Origin of the sequence: Tenacibaculum sp. IB213877, from assembly GCF_034043975.1 — a bacterium.
Classification (GTDB): Bacteria; Bacteroidota; Bacteroidia; order Flavobacteriales; family Flavobacteriaceae; genus Polaribacter.
The window spans coordinates 233,856-251,469 of sequence record NZ_JAXCHH010000004.1; the positions used below are offsets into that span (position 1 = coordinate 233,856).

Annotated in this window: 16 protein-coding genes and 2 tRNA genes; 4 read left to right on the forward strand and 14 right to left on the reverse strand. The window is 31.8% G+C overall.

All coding sequences use genetic code 11. The annotated features are described in order from the left end of the window. Window positions 1-30 precede the first annotated feature (30 nt). The 3 genes from SLH33_RS04375 (at window position 31) to SLH33_RS04385 (ending at window position 3,642) form a co-directional block, all read left to right on the forward strand. Window positions 31-519, forward strand: coding sequence for a SixA phosphatase family protein (locus SLH33_RS04375; RefSeq protein WP_320417857.1), 489 nt, complete (start codon window positions 31-33; stop codon window positions 517-519). A gap of 8 nt (window positions 520-527) precedes the next feature. Next, window positions 528-1,421, forward strand: a complete 894-nt coding sequence (locus SLH33_RS04380) for an exopolyphosphatase (protein ID WP_320417858.1) — start codon at window positions 528-530, stop codon at window positions 1,419-1,421. Window positions 1,422-1,548: 127 nt separating this feature from the next. Beyond that, a complete protein-coding gene (locus tag SLH33_RS04385; RefSeq protein WP_320417859.1) occupies window positions 1,549-3,642 on the forward strand; it encodes an OmpA family protein in 2,094 nt (697 codons plus the stop codon). Window positions 3,643-3,742: 100 nt separating this feature from the next. On the opposite strand, the gene SLH33_RS04390 is transcribed toward SLH33_RS04385, so the two are convergent. The 5 genes from SLH33_RS04390 to SLH33_RS04410 form a co-directional block, all read right to left on the reverse strand. Then, window positions 3,743-5,209 (reverse strand): DUF389 domain-containing protein, encoded by a 1,467-nt coding sequence (locus SLH33_RS04390; RefSeq protein ID WP_320417860.1) that lies wholly within the window; start codon window positions 5,207-5,209, stop codon window positions 3,743-3,745. A gap of 127 nt (window positions 5,210-5,336) precedes the next feature. Continuing rightward, window positions 5,337-5,419 (reverse strand) — tRNA-Tyr (locus tag SLH33_RS04395). A 41-nt stretch (window positions 5,420-5,460) separates the two neighbouring features. Then, window positions 5,461-5,533: transfer RNA gene (locus tag SLH33_RS04400), tRNA-Lys, on the reverse strand. A gap of 125 nt (window positions 5,534-5,658) precedes the next feature. Continuing rightward, window positions 5,659-6,423, reverse strand: coding sequence for an ABC transporter ATP-binding protein (locus SLH33_RS04405; protein ID WP_320417861.1), 765 nt, complete (start codon window positions 6,421-6,423; stop codon window positions 5,659-5,661). Beyond that, the gene (locus SLH33_RS04410; protein ID WP_320417862.1) at window positions 6,423-7,163 is read right to left on the reverse strand and encodes an ABC transporter permease; all 741 of its coding nucleotides are present in this window, start codon (window positions 7,161-7,163) and stop codon (window positions 6,423-6,425) included. The genes SLH33_RS04405 and SLH33_RS04410 overlap by 1 nt, the downstream gene beginning before the upstream one ends. 135 nt (window positions 7,164-7,298) lie before the next feature. On the opposite strand from SLH33_RS04410, the gene pafA reads away from it, so the two are divergent. Then, window positions 7,299-8,939, forward strand: coding sequence for an alkaline phosphatase PafA (gene pafA / locus SLH33_RS04415; RefSeq protein WP_320417863.1), 1,641 nt, complete (start codon window positions 7,299-7,301; stop codon window positions 8,937-8,939). Window positions 8,940-8,971: 32 nt separating this feature from the next. Here the strand turns inward: pafA and SLH33_RS04420 are convergent, their stop codons facing one another. From SLH33_RS04420 to rplQ, 9 genes are all read right to left on the reverse strand, one after another. Beyond that, the gene (locus SLH33_RS04420; RefSeq protein WP_320417864.1) at window positions 8,972-9,340 is read right to left on the reverse strand and encodes a hypothetical protein; all 369 of its coding nucleotides are present in this window, start codon (window positions 9,338-9,340) and stop codon (window positions 8,972-8,974) included. A 165-nt stretch (window positions 9,341-9,505) separates the two neighbouring features. After that, window positions 9,506-10,165, reverse strand: a complete 660-nt coding sequence (locus SLH33_RS04425) for a PrsW family intramembrane metalloprotease (protein WP_320417865.1) — start codon at window positions 10,163-10,165, stop codon at window positions 9,506-9,508. Window positions 10,166-10,233: 68 nt separating this feature from the next. After that, a complete protein-coding gene (ctlX, locus tag SLH33_RS04430) occupies window positions 10,234-11,172 on the reverse strand; it encodes a citrulline utilization hydrolase CtlX (protein WP_320417866.1) in 939 nt (312 codons plus the stop codon). Beyond that, on the reverse strand, window positions 11,173-12,087 hold the full coding sequence (locus SLH33_RS04435) for a dimethylarginine dimethylaminohydrolase family protein (protein WP_320417867.1): 915 nt from the start codon (window positions 12,085-12,087) through the stop codon (window positions 11,173-11,175). Window positions 12,088-12,147: 60 nt separating this feature from the next. Next, entirely contained in the window at window positions 12,148-13,434 is a 1,287-nt protein-coding gene (locus SLH33_RS04440; RefSeq protein ID WP_320417868.1) for a citrate synthase, read from the reverse strand. A gap of 189 nt (window positions 13,435-13,623) precedes the next feature. Beyond that, on the reverse strand, window positions 13,624-14,910 hold the full coding sequence (gene eno / locus SLH33_RS04445; protein ID WP_320417869.1) for a phosphopyruvate hydratase: 1,287 nt from the start codon (window positions 14,908-14,910) through the stop codon (window positions 13,624-13,626). 127 nt (window positions 14,911-15,037) lie between these two features. Further along, on the reverse strand, window positions 15,038-16,153 hold the full coding sequence (carA, locus tag SLH33_RS04450; protein WP_320417870.1) for a glutamine-hydrolyzing carbamoyl-phosphate synthase small subunit: 1,116 nt from the start codon (window positions 16,151-16,153) through the stop codon (window positions 15,038-15,040). A gap of 74 nt (window positions 16,154-16,227) precedes the next feature. Next, complete coding sequence (locus SLH33_RS04455) at window positions 16,228-16,971, reverse strand: hypothetical protein (RefSeq protein ID WP_320417871.1); 744 nt, start codon at window positions 16,969-16,971, stop codon at window positions 16,228-16,230. 100 nt (window positions 16,972-17,071) lie between these two features. Then, window positions 17,072-17,569 (reverse strand): 50S ribosomal protein L17, encoded by a 498-nt coding sequence (gene rplQ, locus SLH33_RS04460; RefSeq protein WP_320417872.1) that lies wholly within the window; start codon window positions 17,567-17,569, stop codon window positions 17,072-17,074. Window positions 17,570-17,614 lie beyond the last annotated feature (45 nt).

A 17,614-nucleotide genomic window follows, 5' to 3' on the forward strand; every position in this document is an offset into this window, starting at 1 on the left:
ATTTATATTTGAGAAGTGATTAAAAATTGAATGAAGACACTTTATATTGTTAGGCATGCTAAATCTTCGTGGGATTATAGCAGCGTTAAAGATCATGATCGTCCTTTAAAAGAAAGAGGAATAAATGACGCTCATTTAATATCTAAATTTTTAGCAAAAAACATTCAAAGACCCGATGTGTTTATTTCTAGTAGTGCTAACAGAGCATTACATACAGGAATTATTTTTTGTGAAAACTTTAGCTACCCCATGTCTAATTTAAAAATTAGCAAACAGCTATATAGTTTTAGCGATGGGTATTTAGTTAAAACCGTAAAAGCACTTGATGATAATTTTGATAGTGCTATTATATTTAGCCATGATCATGGTATTAACACTTTTGTAAACAAATACGGTAACAAACCCATTGCCCATGTAGCAACATGTGGTGTTATTGGCATTCAATTTGATGAAAAATATTGGAAAAACATAAAAAAAGGAGCTACCATATTAGTTGAGTTTCCTAAGTATCATAAATAATTTTACCATTGAAAATAAAAAAATATGGAGCCATAGATATTGGTTCTAACGCAATAAGACTCTTAATAGCAAACATTATTGAAGAAAAAGGCAAAGAACCTAAATTCAAAAAATCTTCATTAGTGCGTGTACCTATCCGTTTAGGAGCTGATGTTTTTGTGTCTGGGCAAATTTCTGAAGGTAATAAAAAAAGAATGATTGACGCTATGGAAGCCTTTAAACTACTAATGTCTGTACATGGGGTTGAACGTTACAAGGCATGTGCTACCTCTGCAATGAGAGAAGCTGCAAACGGAAAAGAAGTTGGTAAAGAAATAGCTATAAAAACAGGAGTAGAAATTGATATTATTGATGGCAAAAAAGAAGCTGCTATTATTTCTTTTACAGATTTAAACAACCTTATCAATTCCGAAGACACTTATTTATATGTAGATGTAGGTGGTGGTAGTACCGAATTTACTGTTTTTTCAAAAGGAAAAATAATTAATTCAAAATCTTTTAAAATAGGTACCGTAAGATTAATTAATAATACAAAAGAAGAAAACAAAAAAATATTTAAAAAAGTAGAAGCTTGGATAAAACAACATACTCAAGATTTTAAACGTATTTCTTTAATAGGATCTGGAGGAAATATTAACAAAATTTTTAAAATGTCTGGTAGAGAAATGGGTAAACCTATTTCATACATTTACCTTAATGCTCAATATCAGTTTTTAAAGAAAATGAGCTATTCAGAAAGAATTTCAGAACTAAGCTTAAACCCCGATCGTGCTGATGTTATTGTACCCGCTACCAAAATTTATTTATCTGCTATGAAATGGAGTAATGCCCGTAAGATTTATGTTCCTAAAATTGGTTTATCTGATGGCATAATAAAAAGCCTTTACTTTAACAAACTCTAAAATATTCTTTAACAAGCCTTTAACATAAATATTTTTTATATATTTGTTATGGCTATGTAAGAAAACTCTCCCCCCCTCACTTTACCTAGCCGAGGTAAATAAATATCAAATTCAAATCTTATTCATTATGAAGAAACTAATGTTATCTGGAGCTTTAGTGGCGTTCGGATTTACATTTACAGTATCTGCACAAGATTTACCTACAAATGCAGAACCTGGTAAATGTTACGTCCGCTGTAAAACACCGGAAGTATGGAAAAACGAAGATGTAACTATTGAAGTTGCACCTGCTTACAAAAGAATTGTTACTCACCCGGCTCAATACAAAACCGTTACTGAACGTGTTTTAGTAGACGAGGGAGGAGAAAGTTTAGTAGTAATTCCTGCAAAGTATGAAACACAAAACTTTACAGTAGTTACTAAAGAAGCGTCTCAACGGTTAGAAAAAACTGCTTCTAGACCCTCTTTAGAAAGAGAAACTGTAGTTACCAAAGAAGCGTCTCAACGTTTAGAAGTTGTACCCGCCCAATATGAGATGCGAGATGTTGTAGTGGTTGAAAAAGAAGGATATAAAAAATTAGTTCCTGTACCAGCCCAATATGAAATGCAAGATGTAGTTGTTGTAGTTGAAGAAGCATCTCAACGTTTAGAAGTTGTTCCTGCCAAATTAAAAACAGTTACAGAAACCGTAGTAACAAAAGAAGCTTCTCAACGCTTAGAAGCAGTACCAGCTCAATATGAAATGCGAGATGTAGTTGTTACTGTTAAAGAAGCTGGTCAGCGCATTGAAGTTGTTCCTGCTACATATGAAATGCAAGATGTAACAGTAGTAATTAAAGAAGCTTCTCAACGTTTAGAAGCTATACCTGCAACCTATGCTACAGAAACTATTACTTATAAAAAGAGAGATTATGGTTCTACTTTACGTGTAGTACCTGCTTCTTTTAGTAAAGATTTAGAAACTATTGAAGTTAGAGCTAAATCAGCTCAATGGCAAATGAGCGAGAGAGCTCCCGACTGTACTTCATCTGACCCTAATGATTGTCGTTATTGGTGTTATAAAGAAGTTCCGGCACAATACACTTCTATTGACAAAACTGTGTTAAATAAAGATGCAGCTGTTGTTGCTACTCAAGGTCCTTGTCAAGACGGAGATAATGACCCTAAATGCTTTGCGTCATATACAAAAAGGGTAATGAAAACCCCTCCTACTACAAGAGTTATTGAAATACCAGCAGTAACCAAAGTAGTGAAAAAAAGAGTAATGAAAACTCCACCAACTACAAGAGTTATTGACATACCGGCAGTAACTAAAATAGTTAAAAAAAGGGTAATGGTTACTCCTCCTACTACAAGAACTATTGTTATTCCTGAAGAAACAACAGTAGTTAAAAGAACAGTAGTAGATGTACCAGCAACTACAAGAGTTATTGATATACCTGCCGTAACTAAAATAGTTAAAAAGAGAGTAATGGTTACTCCTCCTACCACTAGAGAGGTTGACATACCAGCAGTGACTAAAGTGGTTAAAAAGAGAGTAATGGTTACTCCTCCTACTACAAGAACTATTGTTATTCCTGAGGAAACTACTATTGTTGAAAGAACAGTTCCTGCTAAAGAGTCTACTACTGCAGTTACTATTCCTGAAGTTACCACTACAATGAAAAGAACCGTTATGGCAACTCCACCAACCACAAGAGTTGTTAAAACAGATGCTAAATATGGGATAATTGAAAAAACAATATTAGATAAAGATGCTTATACCGATGAAGAAACTATTCCTGCTAAATACAAAACAGTTACAAAAGAGGTATTAGTGTCAAAAGGAGGATTAACTACCTGGAAAGAAGTTGAATGTAAATTAGTTGCTAATACTCCTTTACCAATTAATTGGAATTTAGGTAGTGCTACTTTAACTCCAGGTGCTAAACGTATCATTGATGCTCGTTTACTACCTATTTTAAAAGATGGAGTAGCCGTAGCTATTGAATCTCACACTGACTCTAGAGGTTCTAAAACAAGCAACCAATCATTATCTGAAAGAAGAGCTCAGGCTGTTGTTAATTATTTAATTTCAAGAGGTATCAATCCTAGTCAATTAACAGCAAATGGTTATGGAGAAACCAAATTAACAAACAGATGTGCTGATGGGGTATCTTGTACAGAACGTGAGCACGCTGCCAATAGAAGAACTACTTTTAGAGTTATTGATCAAAAATAAGGATTAACTAGTAGTATAGAACATTTTATAAACTTCCTTATAACAAAACCCGAGCAGATGCTCGGGTTTTACTTTTTATTCAATTTTGAATTTTATTCGTTTATTCTAGTTTTAACGATTCTAACTTTAACTCTTTCTGCAACCATTTTTTAAGTTCAATTTCTTTCTTAACTTTAATAGAATCCGGTAGCTTCTTATTCCACTTTACACTAGCTACAGGTATAGTATCAACTTTAATAAAGTCTTTTGAAGTTAACACTTTTGAAAAACTTATTTCAACTATATCATTATATCTAATTTTTGCATCTTTTGCTATTCTACTAAAAGGAATGGTGTTTTTATCTCGTAATACTGCATCTTGTTCTAATCGTTGGTTTAAATTACTTACTGTAATTTTTAAATCTTCAATTTCTTTTTGTAAACCTTTTATAATATTATCTTTTTCATCTAGTTCAGCAATTGCTCTATCATATGCATCAACAACCCTGTCAACACTTCTAGCTTTATTTTCATTGATTAAAAGCTCATAACCATCTATTCTAGAATACGTTTTTAATTCATTTCTTAAAAAAGTTTTGGTTGCATCACTAACATCTCCATTGAAAAACAAATTGATTTTTTTATCTTGTATATCAATATTCTGTCGTTGCAACCATAAATCTTTATTTGCTTCAATTTCATCTTTTAAAAACTTCTTATAATTAGCACTAATTATGCTTTCCTTATATACTCCAATAAAGGTCATAATTGCAGGAATCATTACTAATATTGCTATTACAGAAGCTATTCTAGCAATTCGTTTACGTTTTACAGAGTTTACATATCTTATCATTGTAAACCCAAGTAATTTTAATACTAAAAAAGTAGCTAAAGCAATAAAAATAGCATTGATTGTGAACAAATACATTGCCCCTAAAAAATAATCGAAATTACCAATAGCTAATCCATAACCTGCTGTACACAACGGTGGCATTAAAGCAGTTGCAATTGCAACACCAAAAATTACAGAAGCAATAGTACCTCTTTTAGTACGAGCGATGATTAATGCTAATCCACCAAAAAAAGCAATTAAAACATCTCTAATATCTGGTCGAACTCTTCCTAACAATTCTGAAGTTTCTTCACGAAGGGGAAATAAAAAGAAAAATAAAAATGCTGTTAATAAACTTAAAACAATCATAATTGCTAAGTTTATTAATGATTTTCGTAAAGTATCAATATCATTAATTGCAATAGACATACCCACTCCTAAAATTGGCCCCATTAAAGGAGAGATTAACATGGCTCCAATTACTACTGCTGTAGAATTGGCATTTAAACCTATAGATGCCACAAAAATAGAACATATTAAAATCCACGCTGTAGCTCCTTTAAATGAAATATCATTTTTTATTGCTTCTATAGTGGCTTCTTGATCGGTATCATTTCTAAAATCTAATAACTCAAATAAAAATTTCTTTATACTTTGAAATAGCCCTTGCGCGTCTTTAGTTATATCTTCTTTTGCGGAATTGCTATCTGCTTGTGAAGGTGTAGCAACAGTTTCTTGTCCCTTATTATTCTCCATTTTTTAAATTAAATTTTTAATGGGAAAGATACAAAAAGTAACAGAGATATAGTGATTGTGTTAGAAATAAAAAAAAGCATTCAGTCTCCCTAAATGCTTTAGTTAATCCCCTAAAAAAATTGAAATGTGGGGAGAGCAGGATTCGAACCTGCGAAGTCGTAAGACAACGGAGTTACAGTCCGTCCCATTTGGCCGCTCTGGAATCTCCCCAAACTTTTCAAATAAAAAGCCTCTCGAGAGAGAAGCTTTAGTGACCGGGCTGGGGCTCGAACCCAGGACCCTCTCCTTAAAAGGGAGATGCTCTACCAACTGAGCTACCCGGTCATTATCATTTCGCTGTTTGCGGGTGCAAATATAGTGGGTTATTTCGGTTCTGCAAATATTTTTTGGGATTTATTTTAAATATTTTTTCAGAAGAATTACTATCTTCTTAAAATCAGTTATTTAAACTAATAGTCATTTAAATAAGCTTGACGTACTTTTTTATATAAATCAGAAGAATATACAAAATCCACCACTGCTTGGTTGTCTGTTCGGAAGATTTCTTTGCTACTTCCCTCCCATGCTTTTACTCCATCTTTTAAAAAAACAATCTTATCTCCTATTTCCATTACCGAATTCATATCATGGGTATTGATAACTGTAGTTATTTGATATTCTTCCGTGATTTCTTGAATAAGGTTGTCAATTAATATTGATGTTCTCGGATCTAATCCTGAGTTAGGCTCATCACAAAACAAATAATTTGGTTTCATTACAATAGCTCTGGCAATGGCTACCCTTTTTTGCATCCCTCCAGATAATTCTGCAGGGAACTTTTTATTGGAGTTTTCTAAGTTTACTCTTTCTAGTACAAAGTTTACTCTATCTAACATCTCATCAAATGGTTTTTTAGTAAACATTTTAAGAGGAAACATTACGTTTTCTTCAACTGTTTGAGAGTCAAATAATGCACTTCCTTGAAAAACCATTCCTAATTCTTGACGAAACTCCCTTTTATCTTCAATAGTCATTTCTGTATTAACTACACCATTATATACAATGGTTCCTTTTTCAGGGGTATGTAAACCTAATAAACTTTTTAAGAAAACCGTTTTTCCTGCTCCACTTTGACCAATAATTAAACTAGTTTTTCCTGCTTCAAAAGAAGTGGAAATTCCTTTTAACACTTCGGTATCTCCAAAGCTTTTATATATATCGTTAACTTCTATCATTAAGTCAATAGCATTTGGGTTAAGAAATAGTTAGCTATAACTATAACTACTGTAGTCCATACTACAGATTGGGTACTGGCTTGACCTACTTCTAAAGAACCTCCTTTTACAAAATACCCATGATATGAGGGTATGGTTGCAATTAAAAAAGCAAATACTACCGTTTTAATTAAGGCATAGGTTATTAAAAATGGATTAAAATCTGTTTGAACACCAATTACATAATCTGCACCTGAAAATAATCCAGATAAAACACCTGCCATCCACCCTCCTAATATTCCTAAAAACATAGCTAATATAACCAAGAAAGGATAAAAAAATATGGTTGCTATAATCTTAGGTAACACCAAGTAATTCAAAGAATTAATACCCATAATTTCTAACGCATCAATTTGTTCTGTAACTCTCATAGTACCAATACTAGATGTTATATAAGACCCTACTTTACCTGCCAAAATAATTGAACAAAAAGTGGGAGCAAACTCTAAAATAATAGACCGTTTTGCTGCAAAACCTATTAGTGATTTTGGTATAAACGGACTTTCTAGGTTTAATGCTGTTTGTAGTGCAATTACGCCGCCAATGAAGAATGAAATAAAGGATATAATTCCTAAAGATTTTATTCCTAACTCTTCTATTTCTCTAAACAAAACCTCTTTAAAAACTCTGGCTCTTTGAGGTTTGGTAAAAACTTGTTTAAGCATTATAAAATACTTACCAATATGCTCAATGTAGTTCATCTACCTATATTCAATTTTTTGCTAATGTAATAAAGAATATTCCATTGGTGAAATTGCAACGTATATTAAATTTTAATTAACAGAAAAAAGGACTACCAATTTTCAGTATTTTTGACATCTAGTTTGAAAATTAAAATGATGAAAAAAATATATCTACTACTTTTTATTTCGACTCTCACCCTAACAGGATGTAATATCAATTCAACAAAAGAAAGCAAACCCAAATTAGTTGTGGGCATCGTTGTTGATCAAATGCGATATGATTATTTAACCAGATTTGAAAACCGATACGGAAATGGAGGTTTTAAACGCTTGATAAAAAATGGATTTTCATTAGAAAATGCACATTACAACTATATTCCTACTTACACTGCTGTAGGACACACTTCTATTTATACTGGAACAACCCCAACTAATCACGGAATAATTGGAAACAATTGGTATGATAAATATGAAAAAAGATCAATTTATTGCGTTGATGACAATAATTATAAAACTATTGGTAACGATGGTGATGGAGGAAAAAAATCTCCTTACAGAATGCAAACAACCACAGTTACAGATCAACTAAAATTAGCACAAAACATGCAAGGTAAAACTATAGGGGTTGCTATAAAAGACAGGTCTGCTGTTTTACCTGCTGGTCATACTGCAAATGCTGCTTATTGGTTTGATGGAGGTAGTAAAGGAGAATGGATCAGTTCTTCTTTTTATTTAAATGAATTACCTAAATGGGTGCAAGATTTTAATGCTTCGGGTAAAGCAGATGCTTATTTAAATTCTCCTTGGGAAACTCTGTATGATATTAATACCTATTCAGAAAGTATAGTTGATGACAATAATTTTGAAGAAACTTTTAAAGGTGAAGAAAAACCGGTTTTCCCTCATGATATCCCTAACTTAAGAAGCAAAAACAACAACTTTAGTATTTTAAAAGCAATTCCTGCTGGTAATACCATTACTGCCGATTTTGCAAAAGCTGCCATTTTAGGTGAAAAATTAGGGAAAAGTGATTATACCGATTTTCTAGCTGTCAGCTTTTCTTCAACCGATTATGTAGGTCATCAATTTGGTGTTGATTCAAAAGAAATTGAAGATACTTATTTACGTTTAGATAAAGATTTAGAGGATTTTCTAAACTTTTTAGACAAAGAAGTAGGTAGAAATAATTACACTGTTTTTTTAACAGCCGATCATGCTGCGGTTCAAGTTCCTTCATACTTAAAATCAATTAAAATACCTGCAGATTATTTTAGCTATAAAAAGTTTAACGATTATATAAATGAGATAACCGATAAGCATTTTAAATCAACTGAATTAATTGAAAACATCTCTAATTTTCAAATTTTCTTGAATAAAGAAAAAATCAACGATTTAAAACTTTCTGTTCATGAAGTAGCAGAAATAATAGCTAATGAAGCTATTAATTATAAAGGCATTTACAAAACTGTAACGGCTAAAACTTTACAATCTACATCTTTTAATAGCGGCTTACTTAAATCACTTCAAAATGGTTATAACCAAAAATTTTCTGGTGATGTTATGTTAATTCCAACTCCAGCAACCATAAGTTACTCCAAAAAAGGATCTACACATGGGTCTGCCTATTCTTATGACACACATGTACCTATTATTTTTTATGGTGCTGGTATAAAAAGAGGTAACTCTAAAAACAACTATAAAATTATTGATATAGCTCCCACAATATGTAATTTACTTGATATTGAATTTCCTAATGGAAATTCAGGAAAAATTATTACTGAAGTGTTGAAATAAAAAAAGCGCTCATATGAGCGCTTTTTAATAATCTATTTATCTTTTTTATCACAATTTGATTCTTCTTTAAAACACTTTTCCGGTAATTTTCTTTTGTTTCTATAGTGAAGATTACTTCTTTGGGCAGCTATCCTCTCTAAGTCTTCTAAAGACAAATCTTGACCTTTTTTTGTGTTGCTTACCTTTTTAGGGGTAGTTTTAGACTTATAATCAAAGGATTTAATTTTAATTGATCCTTCTCTCTCTTCAGCAGGTATAATTTTAATGGAATTTAAATCATTTCCTGATGATGCCTCTTCTCCGAAATCTAAACTATTGCTAGGATTAGATTGGGCTAACACCAATTGACTTGTAAAAATCAACAGGAGTACTGTTAAACTTGTTATTTTACTTCTTTTCATTTGTTGGGGACATTAATTATGAAAATTACTATCTGCTCTCACAGATGTTTCTAAAGATACTAAAAAAAAGTTATTTATTGGTGCTTTTTTTATTTTTATTTCTTAACTAATAAAATATGTTTATTAGTATGACACGTAAAATTTAAAATTGTCACTTAAATTTTTCTATATTTTTTGATGATTTTTAATAGCTTTATTAGCTAATACAAATCCTATAATTAAAGAAACAAAAGCTCCTCCAGAAATACCTGGTTTATAATTAATAAACAAGAAAAAATCATACGTACCATGAAAAAATGTAGCAGCAAGGAGTCCTAGTATATTGAGTTTTTTTCTATGTATAGAAAATTTTGCTTTTCCCATATAATACCCCATTAAGATAGCAAAAGTTGCATGAGCAGGCACAGCGGTAAAAGCTCTGATAATACCTGTTTGTGCGCCAAATTTATATACATATAAGATGTTTTCTATCGTAGCAAATCCCATTGAAACCATAACTGCATACACAATACCATCAAAAGGTTCATTGAATTCTTTATGGGACTGAGAATAATATCTAACCACAAAATATTTTGATAATTCTTCTACTAATCCTACTACTATAAAAGCTTTTATTAATGTTTGAATAATATTTGAACTATCAGTGACTACAAAAATTTTGCTCAATGCTCCTCCTAAAATAGTGGTTATAAAAACACTAGCAGTTGCACCATACACAAAGTTTTTAAACAATAATATTACAGGCTCTTTTTCGTAAGTATCTTTTACATAAATGTAAAGTATAATTGCAATAACAGGGGCTATAGCCAAGAAGAATAAATTCATTGAGGGAAGATATAGTAAATTTATTTACGTAAAAATAAAAAACCCGCACTTGGCGGATTATTTATAGTTTACAATTGTTTTGGCAAGAATACCTCTGCCATCATACATCTGGCGCTTCCACCGCCACAAGCTTCAATAGTATCTAGTGAGCTTGATATAATTTTACAGTGTTTCTCTATTTTTTTAATTTGATCTTGTGTTAAGCTATCATAGGCTGCTTGACTCATTACTAAAAACAATTCATCATTTTTGCCCTTTACTTGTAACATATTTCCTGCAAAATTGTTTACTTGAGCCTCTGTAATGTCGATAACTTCTTTTCCATCTTCTTTTAAATGCTTTAATACATTTTTTCTTTCTTTCTTATCATCAATAGAAGCTAAACAAATTACCGCAAAGGTTTCTGCTAAACACATCATTACATTGGTATGGTAAATAGCTTTACGCTCTCCATTTACAGTTTGATTTGCTGTAAAAACTACTGGAGTATATTCGAAATCTTCACAAAACTCGATAAATAACTCTTCGTCCGCACGTGGAGACAAAGCGCAATAGGCTTTTTTATTAGCTCTATCTAACAACAAACTTCCTGTACCTTCTAAAAAGATATTTTCTCCTTCTGCGGAAGTATAATCTACCACATTTTCAATGATAAACCCTTTTTCTTCCAATGTATCCAATACATCTTCTCTTCTTTCTAACCTACGGTTTTCAGCAAACATTGGATATAAAGCTACCGTACCGTCTTGATGAAACGAGATCCAGTTATTTGGAAAAATAGAATCTGGTGTATCAAAATCATCTGTATCAGAAATAACCACCACATTTACACCGTGGTTTGTTAATTTTTCAACATACGTATCAAACTCCTCTTGTGCCTTAGCATTTACTGAAGCTGGCAATAAATTATCTAATACTTTTTGATAGTAATTGTTTACCGCCGTTTGCTCATTCATCCTAAAATTAATTGGACGAATCATTAATATGGTATTAGTTGTTTGTTGCATTTAATCTCTAATTAAAGGTAATGTTGAACAACGTAATAACCCTTCTTGCTTTGCAATTTCTGCATATGGAATTTCTTCTACTGTAAAACCATTTTCACGCAACCAATTGTTAAGTCGTGTAAAATTCTTTTCAGAAACCACCACATCAGGAGCAATTGAGAAGATATTTGAATTCATATGATACATTTCTTCTCTTTGAATATGAAAAAGATTTTCTTTACCAAATAAATTTACCAAATACATATAATCTGCTTCCTCTCTAAAACCACTTTTGTAAATGATTCCTTTGTCGGTTCCAACTGGTTGAAAACAGCAATCTAAATGCAATGCATTGTCACGTGGTTCAATTTTAGATTTTACTAAATCAAACTCTTTTACAATTTTATTCGGAAACATCTTTTTTATATACTGAACACCTTCCATATTGGTGCGTGCTGTAATGTAATCTTTATAATCAGAACCTTTGTAAGTTCCAATAAAAATATGATCATTCCAAAGCATTACATCTCCTCCTTCAATATGAACTTCCTCTGGAGGACGAACAACTTTATTCGGATCCATTTGATCAATTACATACTTTATTGCCTCTAGTTCTCTTTCTCTATCTGGAAGAATATTTGCCTTAATAAACATATCATCTATCACAAACCCAATATCTCTTGAAAATATTTGGTTGTAATCTTTAATTACTTCTGGTCTAAAAACCTTAACATTATATTTTTCAAAAACTTTATGAAAAGCTTCCATTTCTTTTACCATATCTTCTTCTACCGGATAAGTTCCTGCTTTGATATGCTCTAATGATTTTGGATCGTAAGCTTCTTCAATTTTTGGTGTAGGTCCGTTGCTTTCAGCGGTTCCTAACACAACAGCTCTAAGTTTTGAAGTTTCGTTTTTAATATTTAACTGTAACATATAAAAATGAAAATGTCATTCCCTTATTAGCGAATGACATTTTATATAATTAAAAAGTTATTACCTTTTTTCTATTGATACGAACGAACGTAAATTTTCTCCTGTGTATACTTGTCGTGGACGTCCAATTGGCTCTTTACGTAAACGCATTTCTCTCCATTGAGCAATCCATCCTGGTAAACGACCTAAAGCAAACATTACTGTAAACATTTCCACAGGAATACCCATGGCGCGATAAATAATTCCTGAATAGAAATCTACGTTTGGATATAATTTACGTTTTACAAAATAATCATCTCTTAACGCTTCTTGCTCTAATCCTTTAGCTATATCTAAAATTGGATCTTCAACACCTAAATCTTCTAATACTTCATCTGCAGCTACTTTGATAATCTTAGCACGTGGATCAAAGTTTTTATAAACTCTATGTCCAAACCCCATTAAACGGAAAGGATCTTCTTTATCTTTAGCTTTACCCATGTACTTTTTAGTGTCTCCTCCATCTTCTTTAATAGCCTCTAACATTTCTAATACAGCTTGGTTAGCTCCTCCATGTAATGGCCCCCAAAGCGCTGAAATACCAGATGATAAAGACGCAAATAAACCTGCGTGTGAAGAACCTACAATTCTTACTGTAGAAGTAGAACAGTTTTGCTCATGATCTGCATGTAAAATCAATAATTTGTCTAAAGCGTTCACTAAAATTGGATTTTGCACGTATTCTTCGTTTGGTTTTTCAAACATCATACGCAATACATTTTCAACATATCCTAATTTGCGTGAGCCATAGTTTAATGGTAAGCCTTTTTGTTTACGCATAGTCCAAGCAACTAAAACTGGAAACTTACCCATAATTTTACAAATAGCTTTATACATATCTTCTTCAGAATCTACATTTACTGAAGAAGGATTAAAAGCTGTTAATGCCGAAGTTAAAGATGATAACACTCCCATTGGGTGCGCATTTTTAGGAAACGCATCTAAGATTTTTTTAATATCATCATCTACAATAGCTTCATCTAAAATATCATTATAAAACTTATCTAATTGTGCTTTTGTAGGTAATTCTCCAAAAATTAATAAATATGCTACTTCTAAAAAATCTGCTTTTTCTGCTAATTCTTCTATTGAATATCCGCGGTAGCGTAAAATTCCTTTTTCTCCATCTAAAAATGTAATAGCACTTTCACAAGATCCTGTGTTTTTATATCCTGGATCTATTGTAATTACTCCTCCTGTCGCTCCACGCAATGTTTTAATATCTATTGCTTTTTCATTCTCTGTTCCTGTAATTATTGGAAACTCATAGGTGTTTTCACCAATCTGTAGTTTTGCTATATCTGACATTTTTACTAATGGTTTAATTATTTTGAAGTGAGGCACGAAGATACCATTTTTTACAAGATTTTAAAAATGTTAATGTATAGATTTTTAATATTTGAAAATAACATTTTCTTATTTCAGAATGTCTTAAAAAGACAAAAACCTTGTGATATAGCACACAAGGTTTTAATTACAGAAATAACAAAATTCTTCTTAAATCTTAAATGCTTTATTTTGAGGGTAATAAGCAATATTATCTAATTCTTCTTCTATTCTAAGTAATTGATTGTATTTAGCCATACGATCTGAACGAGAAGCAGAACCTGTTTTTATTTGACCCGTATTTAAAGCTACTGCTAAATCGGCAATGGTATTATCTTCCGTTTCACCAGAACGGTGGCTCATAACCGAAGTATATCCTGCATTATGTGCCATATTAACCGCTGCAATCGTTTCAGTTAACGTACCTATTTGATTTACTTTAATTAAAATTGAGTTTGCGATTCCATTTTCAATTCCACGTGATAAACGCTCAACATTGGTTACGAATAAATCGTCTCCAACCAACTGTACTTTATCACCTACTTTTTCGGTTAAATATTTCCATCCATCCCAGTCATTTTCATCCATACCGTCTTCAATAGAAATAATTGGATATTTATCAGCCAATTCAGCTAAATAATCAGCTTGTTCTTTACTTGAACGTACTTTCCCTTTATCGCCTTCAAACTTGGTATAATCGTATTTACCATCCACATAGAATTCAGCCGAAGCACAATCTAAAGCAATCATTACTTCATCACCAAACTTATACCCCGCATTTTTAACTGCTAAAGCAATAGTATCAAGTGCATCTTCTGTTCCGTCTAACGCTGGAGCAAATCCTCCTTCATCACCTACTGCGGTAGATAAATCGCGATCGTGCAACACCTTTTTCAAATGATGAAAAATTTCTGATCCCATTTGCATTGCATGCGTGAAATTTTTAGCTTTTACTGGCATTACCATAAACTCTTGAAAAGCAATTGGTGCGTCTGAGTGCGATCCTCCATTGATGATATTCATCATTGGCACAGGTAACGTATTTGCTGAAACACCACCAACATAACGGTATAAAGGCATTCCTAATTCATTAGCCGCTGCTTTAGCACACGCTAAAGAAACTCCTAAAATAGCATTAGCTCCCAAATTAGATTTGTTTGGAGTACCGTCTAAATCAATCATGATTTGGTCGATTAAATTTTGCTCAAAAACTGAAACACCTAATAGCCCCTCAGCTATTATAGTGTTAACATTATTCACTGCTTTTGAAACTCCTTTACCCATATATGCTTTTCCGCCGTCTCTTAATTCAACTGCTTCATGCTCTCCTGTAGATGCTCCAGATGGTACTGCTGCTCTACCTTTTACTCCATTTTCAGTAGTAACATCTACTTCAATTGTTGGATTTCCTCTTGAATCAAATATTTGACGAGCGTAAATGCTTACAATCATACTCATAGTTGTCTATTTTTAGTTTTATTTAGGGTAGCTAATTTACAAAATGCTACCTTGTTTAGTGTTATTTTTTGCTGGATTTTGCGAAAACGTTTTCCAAAAATAAAAATCCCGCAATTGCGGGATTTTTTTAAGCTTCAACTTTAGCTTTCTGAATGTTTTCTATAAACTGATCGAATAAATATTCTGCATCATGTGGTCCAGGACTTGCTTCTGGGTGGTATTGTACTGAAAAAACGTTTTTGTTTTTCATTCGGATTCCTGCCACTGTATTATCATTTAAATGTACATGCGTGATCTCAATATCTGAGTGCGCTTCAGTTTCTTCACGATTAATAGCAAATCCGTGATTTTGAGAAGTAATTTCTCCTTTGCCTGTGATTAAGTTCTTTACAGGATGATTAATTCCTCGGTGACCATTGTGCATCTTATAGGTTGAAATACCATTAGCTAATGCAATTACTTGATGTCCTAAACAGATACCGAACAAAGGCAAATCTCTTTTGATGATTTCTTGTGCTAACTTTTGGGCATCTTTTAAAGGTTCTGGATCTCCAGGTCCGTTAGAAATAAAATAACCATCAGGATTCCATTCTTCCATTTCTTCAAAAGTAGCATTGTATGGAAAAACTTTGATGTAAGCATTTCTCTTTGCTAAATTTCTAAGGATATTTTTCTTGATACCAATATCTAAAGCTGCGATTTTGTAGGTAGCATTTTCTTCTCCTACAAAATAAGGCTCTTTAGTTGATACTTTTGAAGCTAGCTCTAATCCTTCCATATTCGGAATCTCAGCAAGCTGCTTTTTTAGTTTGTCGATATTATCAATCTCTGTAGAAATAATAGCATTCATTGCTCCATTATCTCTAATATAAGCTACTAACGCTCTAGTATCAACATCAGAAATGGCAACAAGATTATGTTTTTCAAACCAATCAAATAAATTACTATCAGAATCTACTCTTGAATGTGTAAAACTAAAATTTCTGCAAATTAATCCTGAAATTTTTATTCCTTCCGATTCTACTTCATCATTATTCACACCATAATTACCAATATGCGCATTGGTAGCAACCATTAATTGTCCAAAATAAGATGGATCTGTAAAAATTTCTTGATATCCAGTCATTCCTGTATTAAAACAGATTTCACCAGTAACAGTTCCTTCAATTCCTATAGATTTTCCATAGAATATTGTTCCGTCTGCTAATAAAACTAAAGCTTTTTTGCGTTGTTCGTATTTCATTTAGTGCGTTGTTATTTAATGTAAAATTATAAAAAAAGGGACAAACATTTAATGCTTGTCCCTTTTTTTATGAATTATAATGAGTTATAATAATTAATCATTCTAATAAAATCTTTTTCTTTTCTATAGCTTAGGTTATTCTTTTTTACAAAGCTTTTAATTTCACTTTTTCTATCTTTCATGTATTGTAATGCATAAGATCTACTTAATCTAATTTCTTTTAATTTTTTCTCTTTATTATTTTCTTCAATATAATAAGCAACTTTCTTTTCAAACTTATCATTAGATGTTTTCTTTTGCGTCATAGGGTTAAAACTGCCTTGTATTATGCCTATTTGATAATATTTAAACAATTTCAATTTTTCATCATTATTTAATTCTTCAACAAAAAAACTATTTTTTTCCTTTACAATTATCTTTTTTACAAATTTTTTATTATTAATACTGAAATAATTAATACTACCAGAATTAAAAATAAAAACTGAATCTTGAGTATTATCACTTAACTTTGCTTCAATACCATTAGTCTTTAAATTAAAATTGACATCTCTTAATTTATATTGTTTACCATCATAGGAATTAATTACAACAACATTATTCCACTTATTAAATAAATATGTAGTTCCCTCAATATCTAATTTTTTATTATTATTTTTTATCCATTTACCTGTATTTAAATTTAAAAAATTATTTGTTCCTCCTGAAAAACCATTAGATCCACCAGGTAAATTTGCTGCTGAACTTATAGATGCAGGCCCTCTTTGGCTTAAGCATACAAAGCTAGAAATAATTAAAAATAATGTTAAAAAAAACTTCATAGTAATTAATTTAAAATTAAAAAGTTATGCTAATATATAAAAAAAGGGACAAACATTAAATGTTTGTCCCTTTTTATATGATTTATAAAAATTTTCATTTTTATTCTTCTTCTTGTGAAGTTTCAACATCAGCCACTGGAGCAGCTGCTGGTTTAGAACCTCCTCTTCGGCTACGACGAGTAGATTTTTTAGCTTTATTACCTTTAGGGTTGTATAGTTCATTGTAATCAACTAACTCTACCATTGCCATAGGAGCATTATCTCCTTGACGATTTCCTAACTTGATAATACGAACGTAACCACCTGGTCTGTCACCTATTTTAACAGCTACTTCTTTGAATAACTCAGTAACAGCATATTTGTTACGTAAATAACTAAATACAACACGTCTGTTGTGAGTATTTTGTTCAGTAGTAGTATTGTTTTCTGCTTTTGCCTTTGTAATTAAAGGCTCAACAAAAGTACGTAAAGCTTTCGCTTTAGCAACAGTTGTGTTAATACGCTTATGTTCAATTAATGAACAAGCCATATTTGCTAACATAGCTTTTCTATGCGCTGTTTTTCTACCTAAATGGTTTACTTTTTTACCGTGTCTCATGACCTTTGTTTTTAGCTTTCATCTTGCTCAACCCTTTTTGAGGAG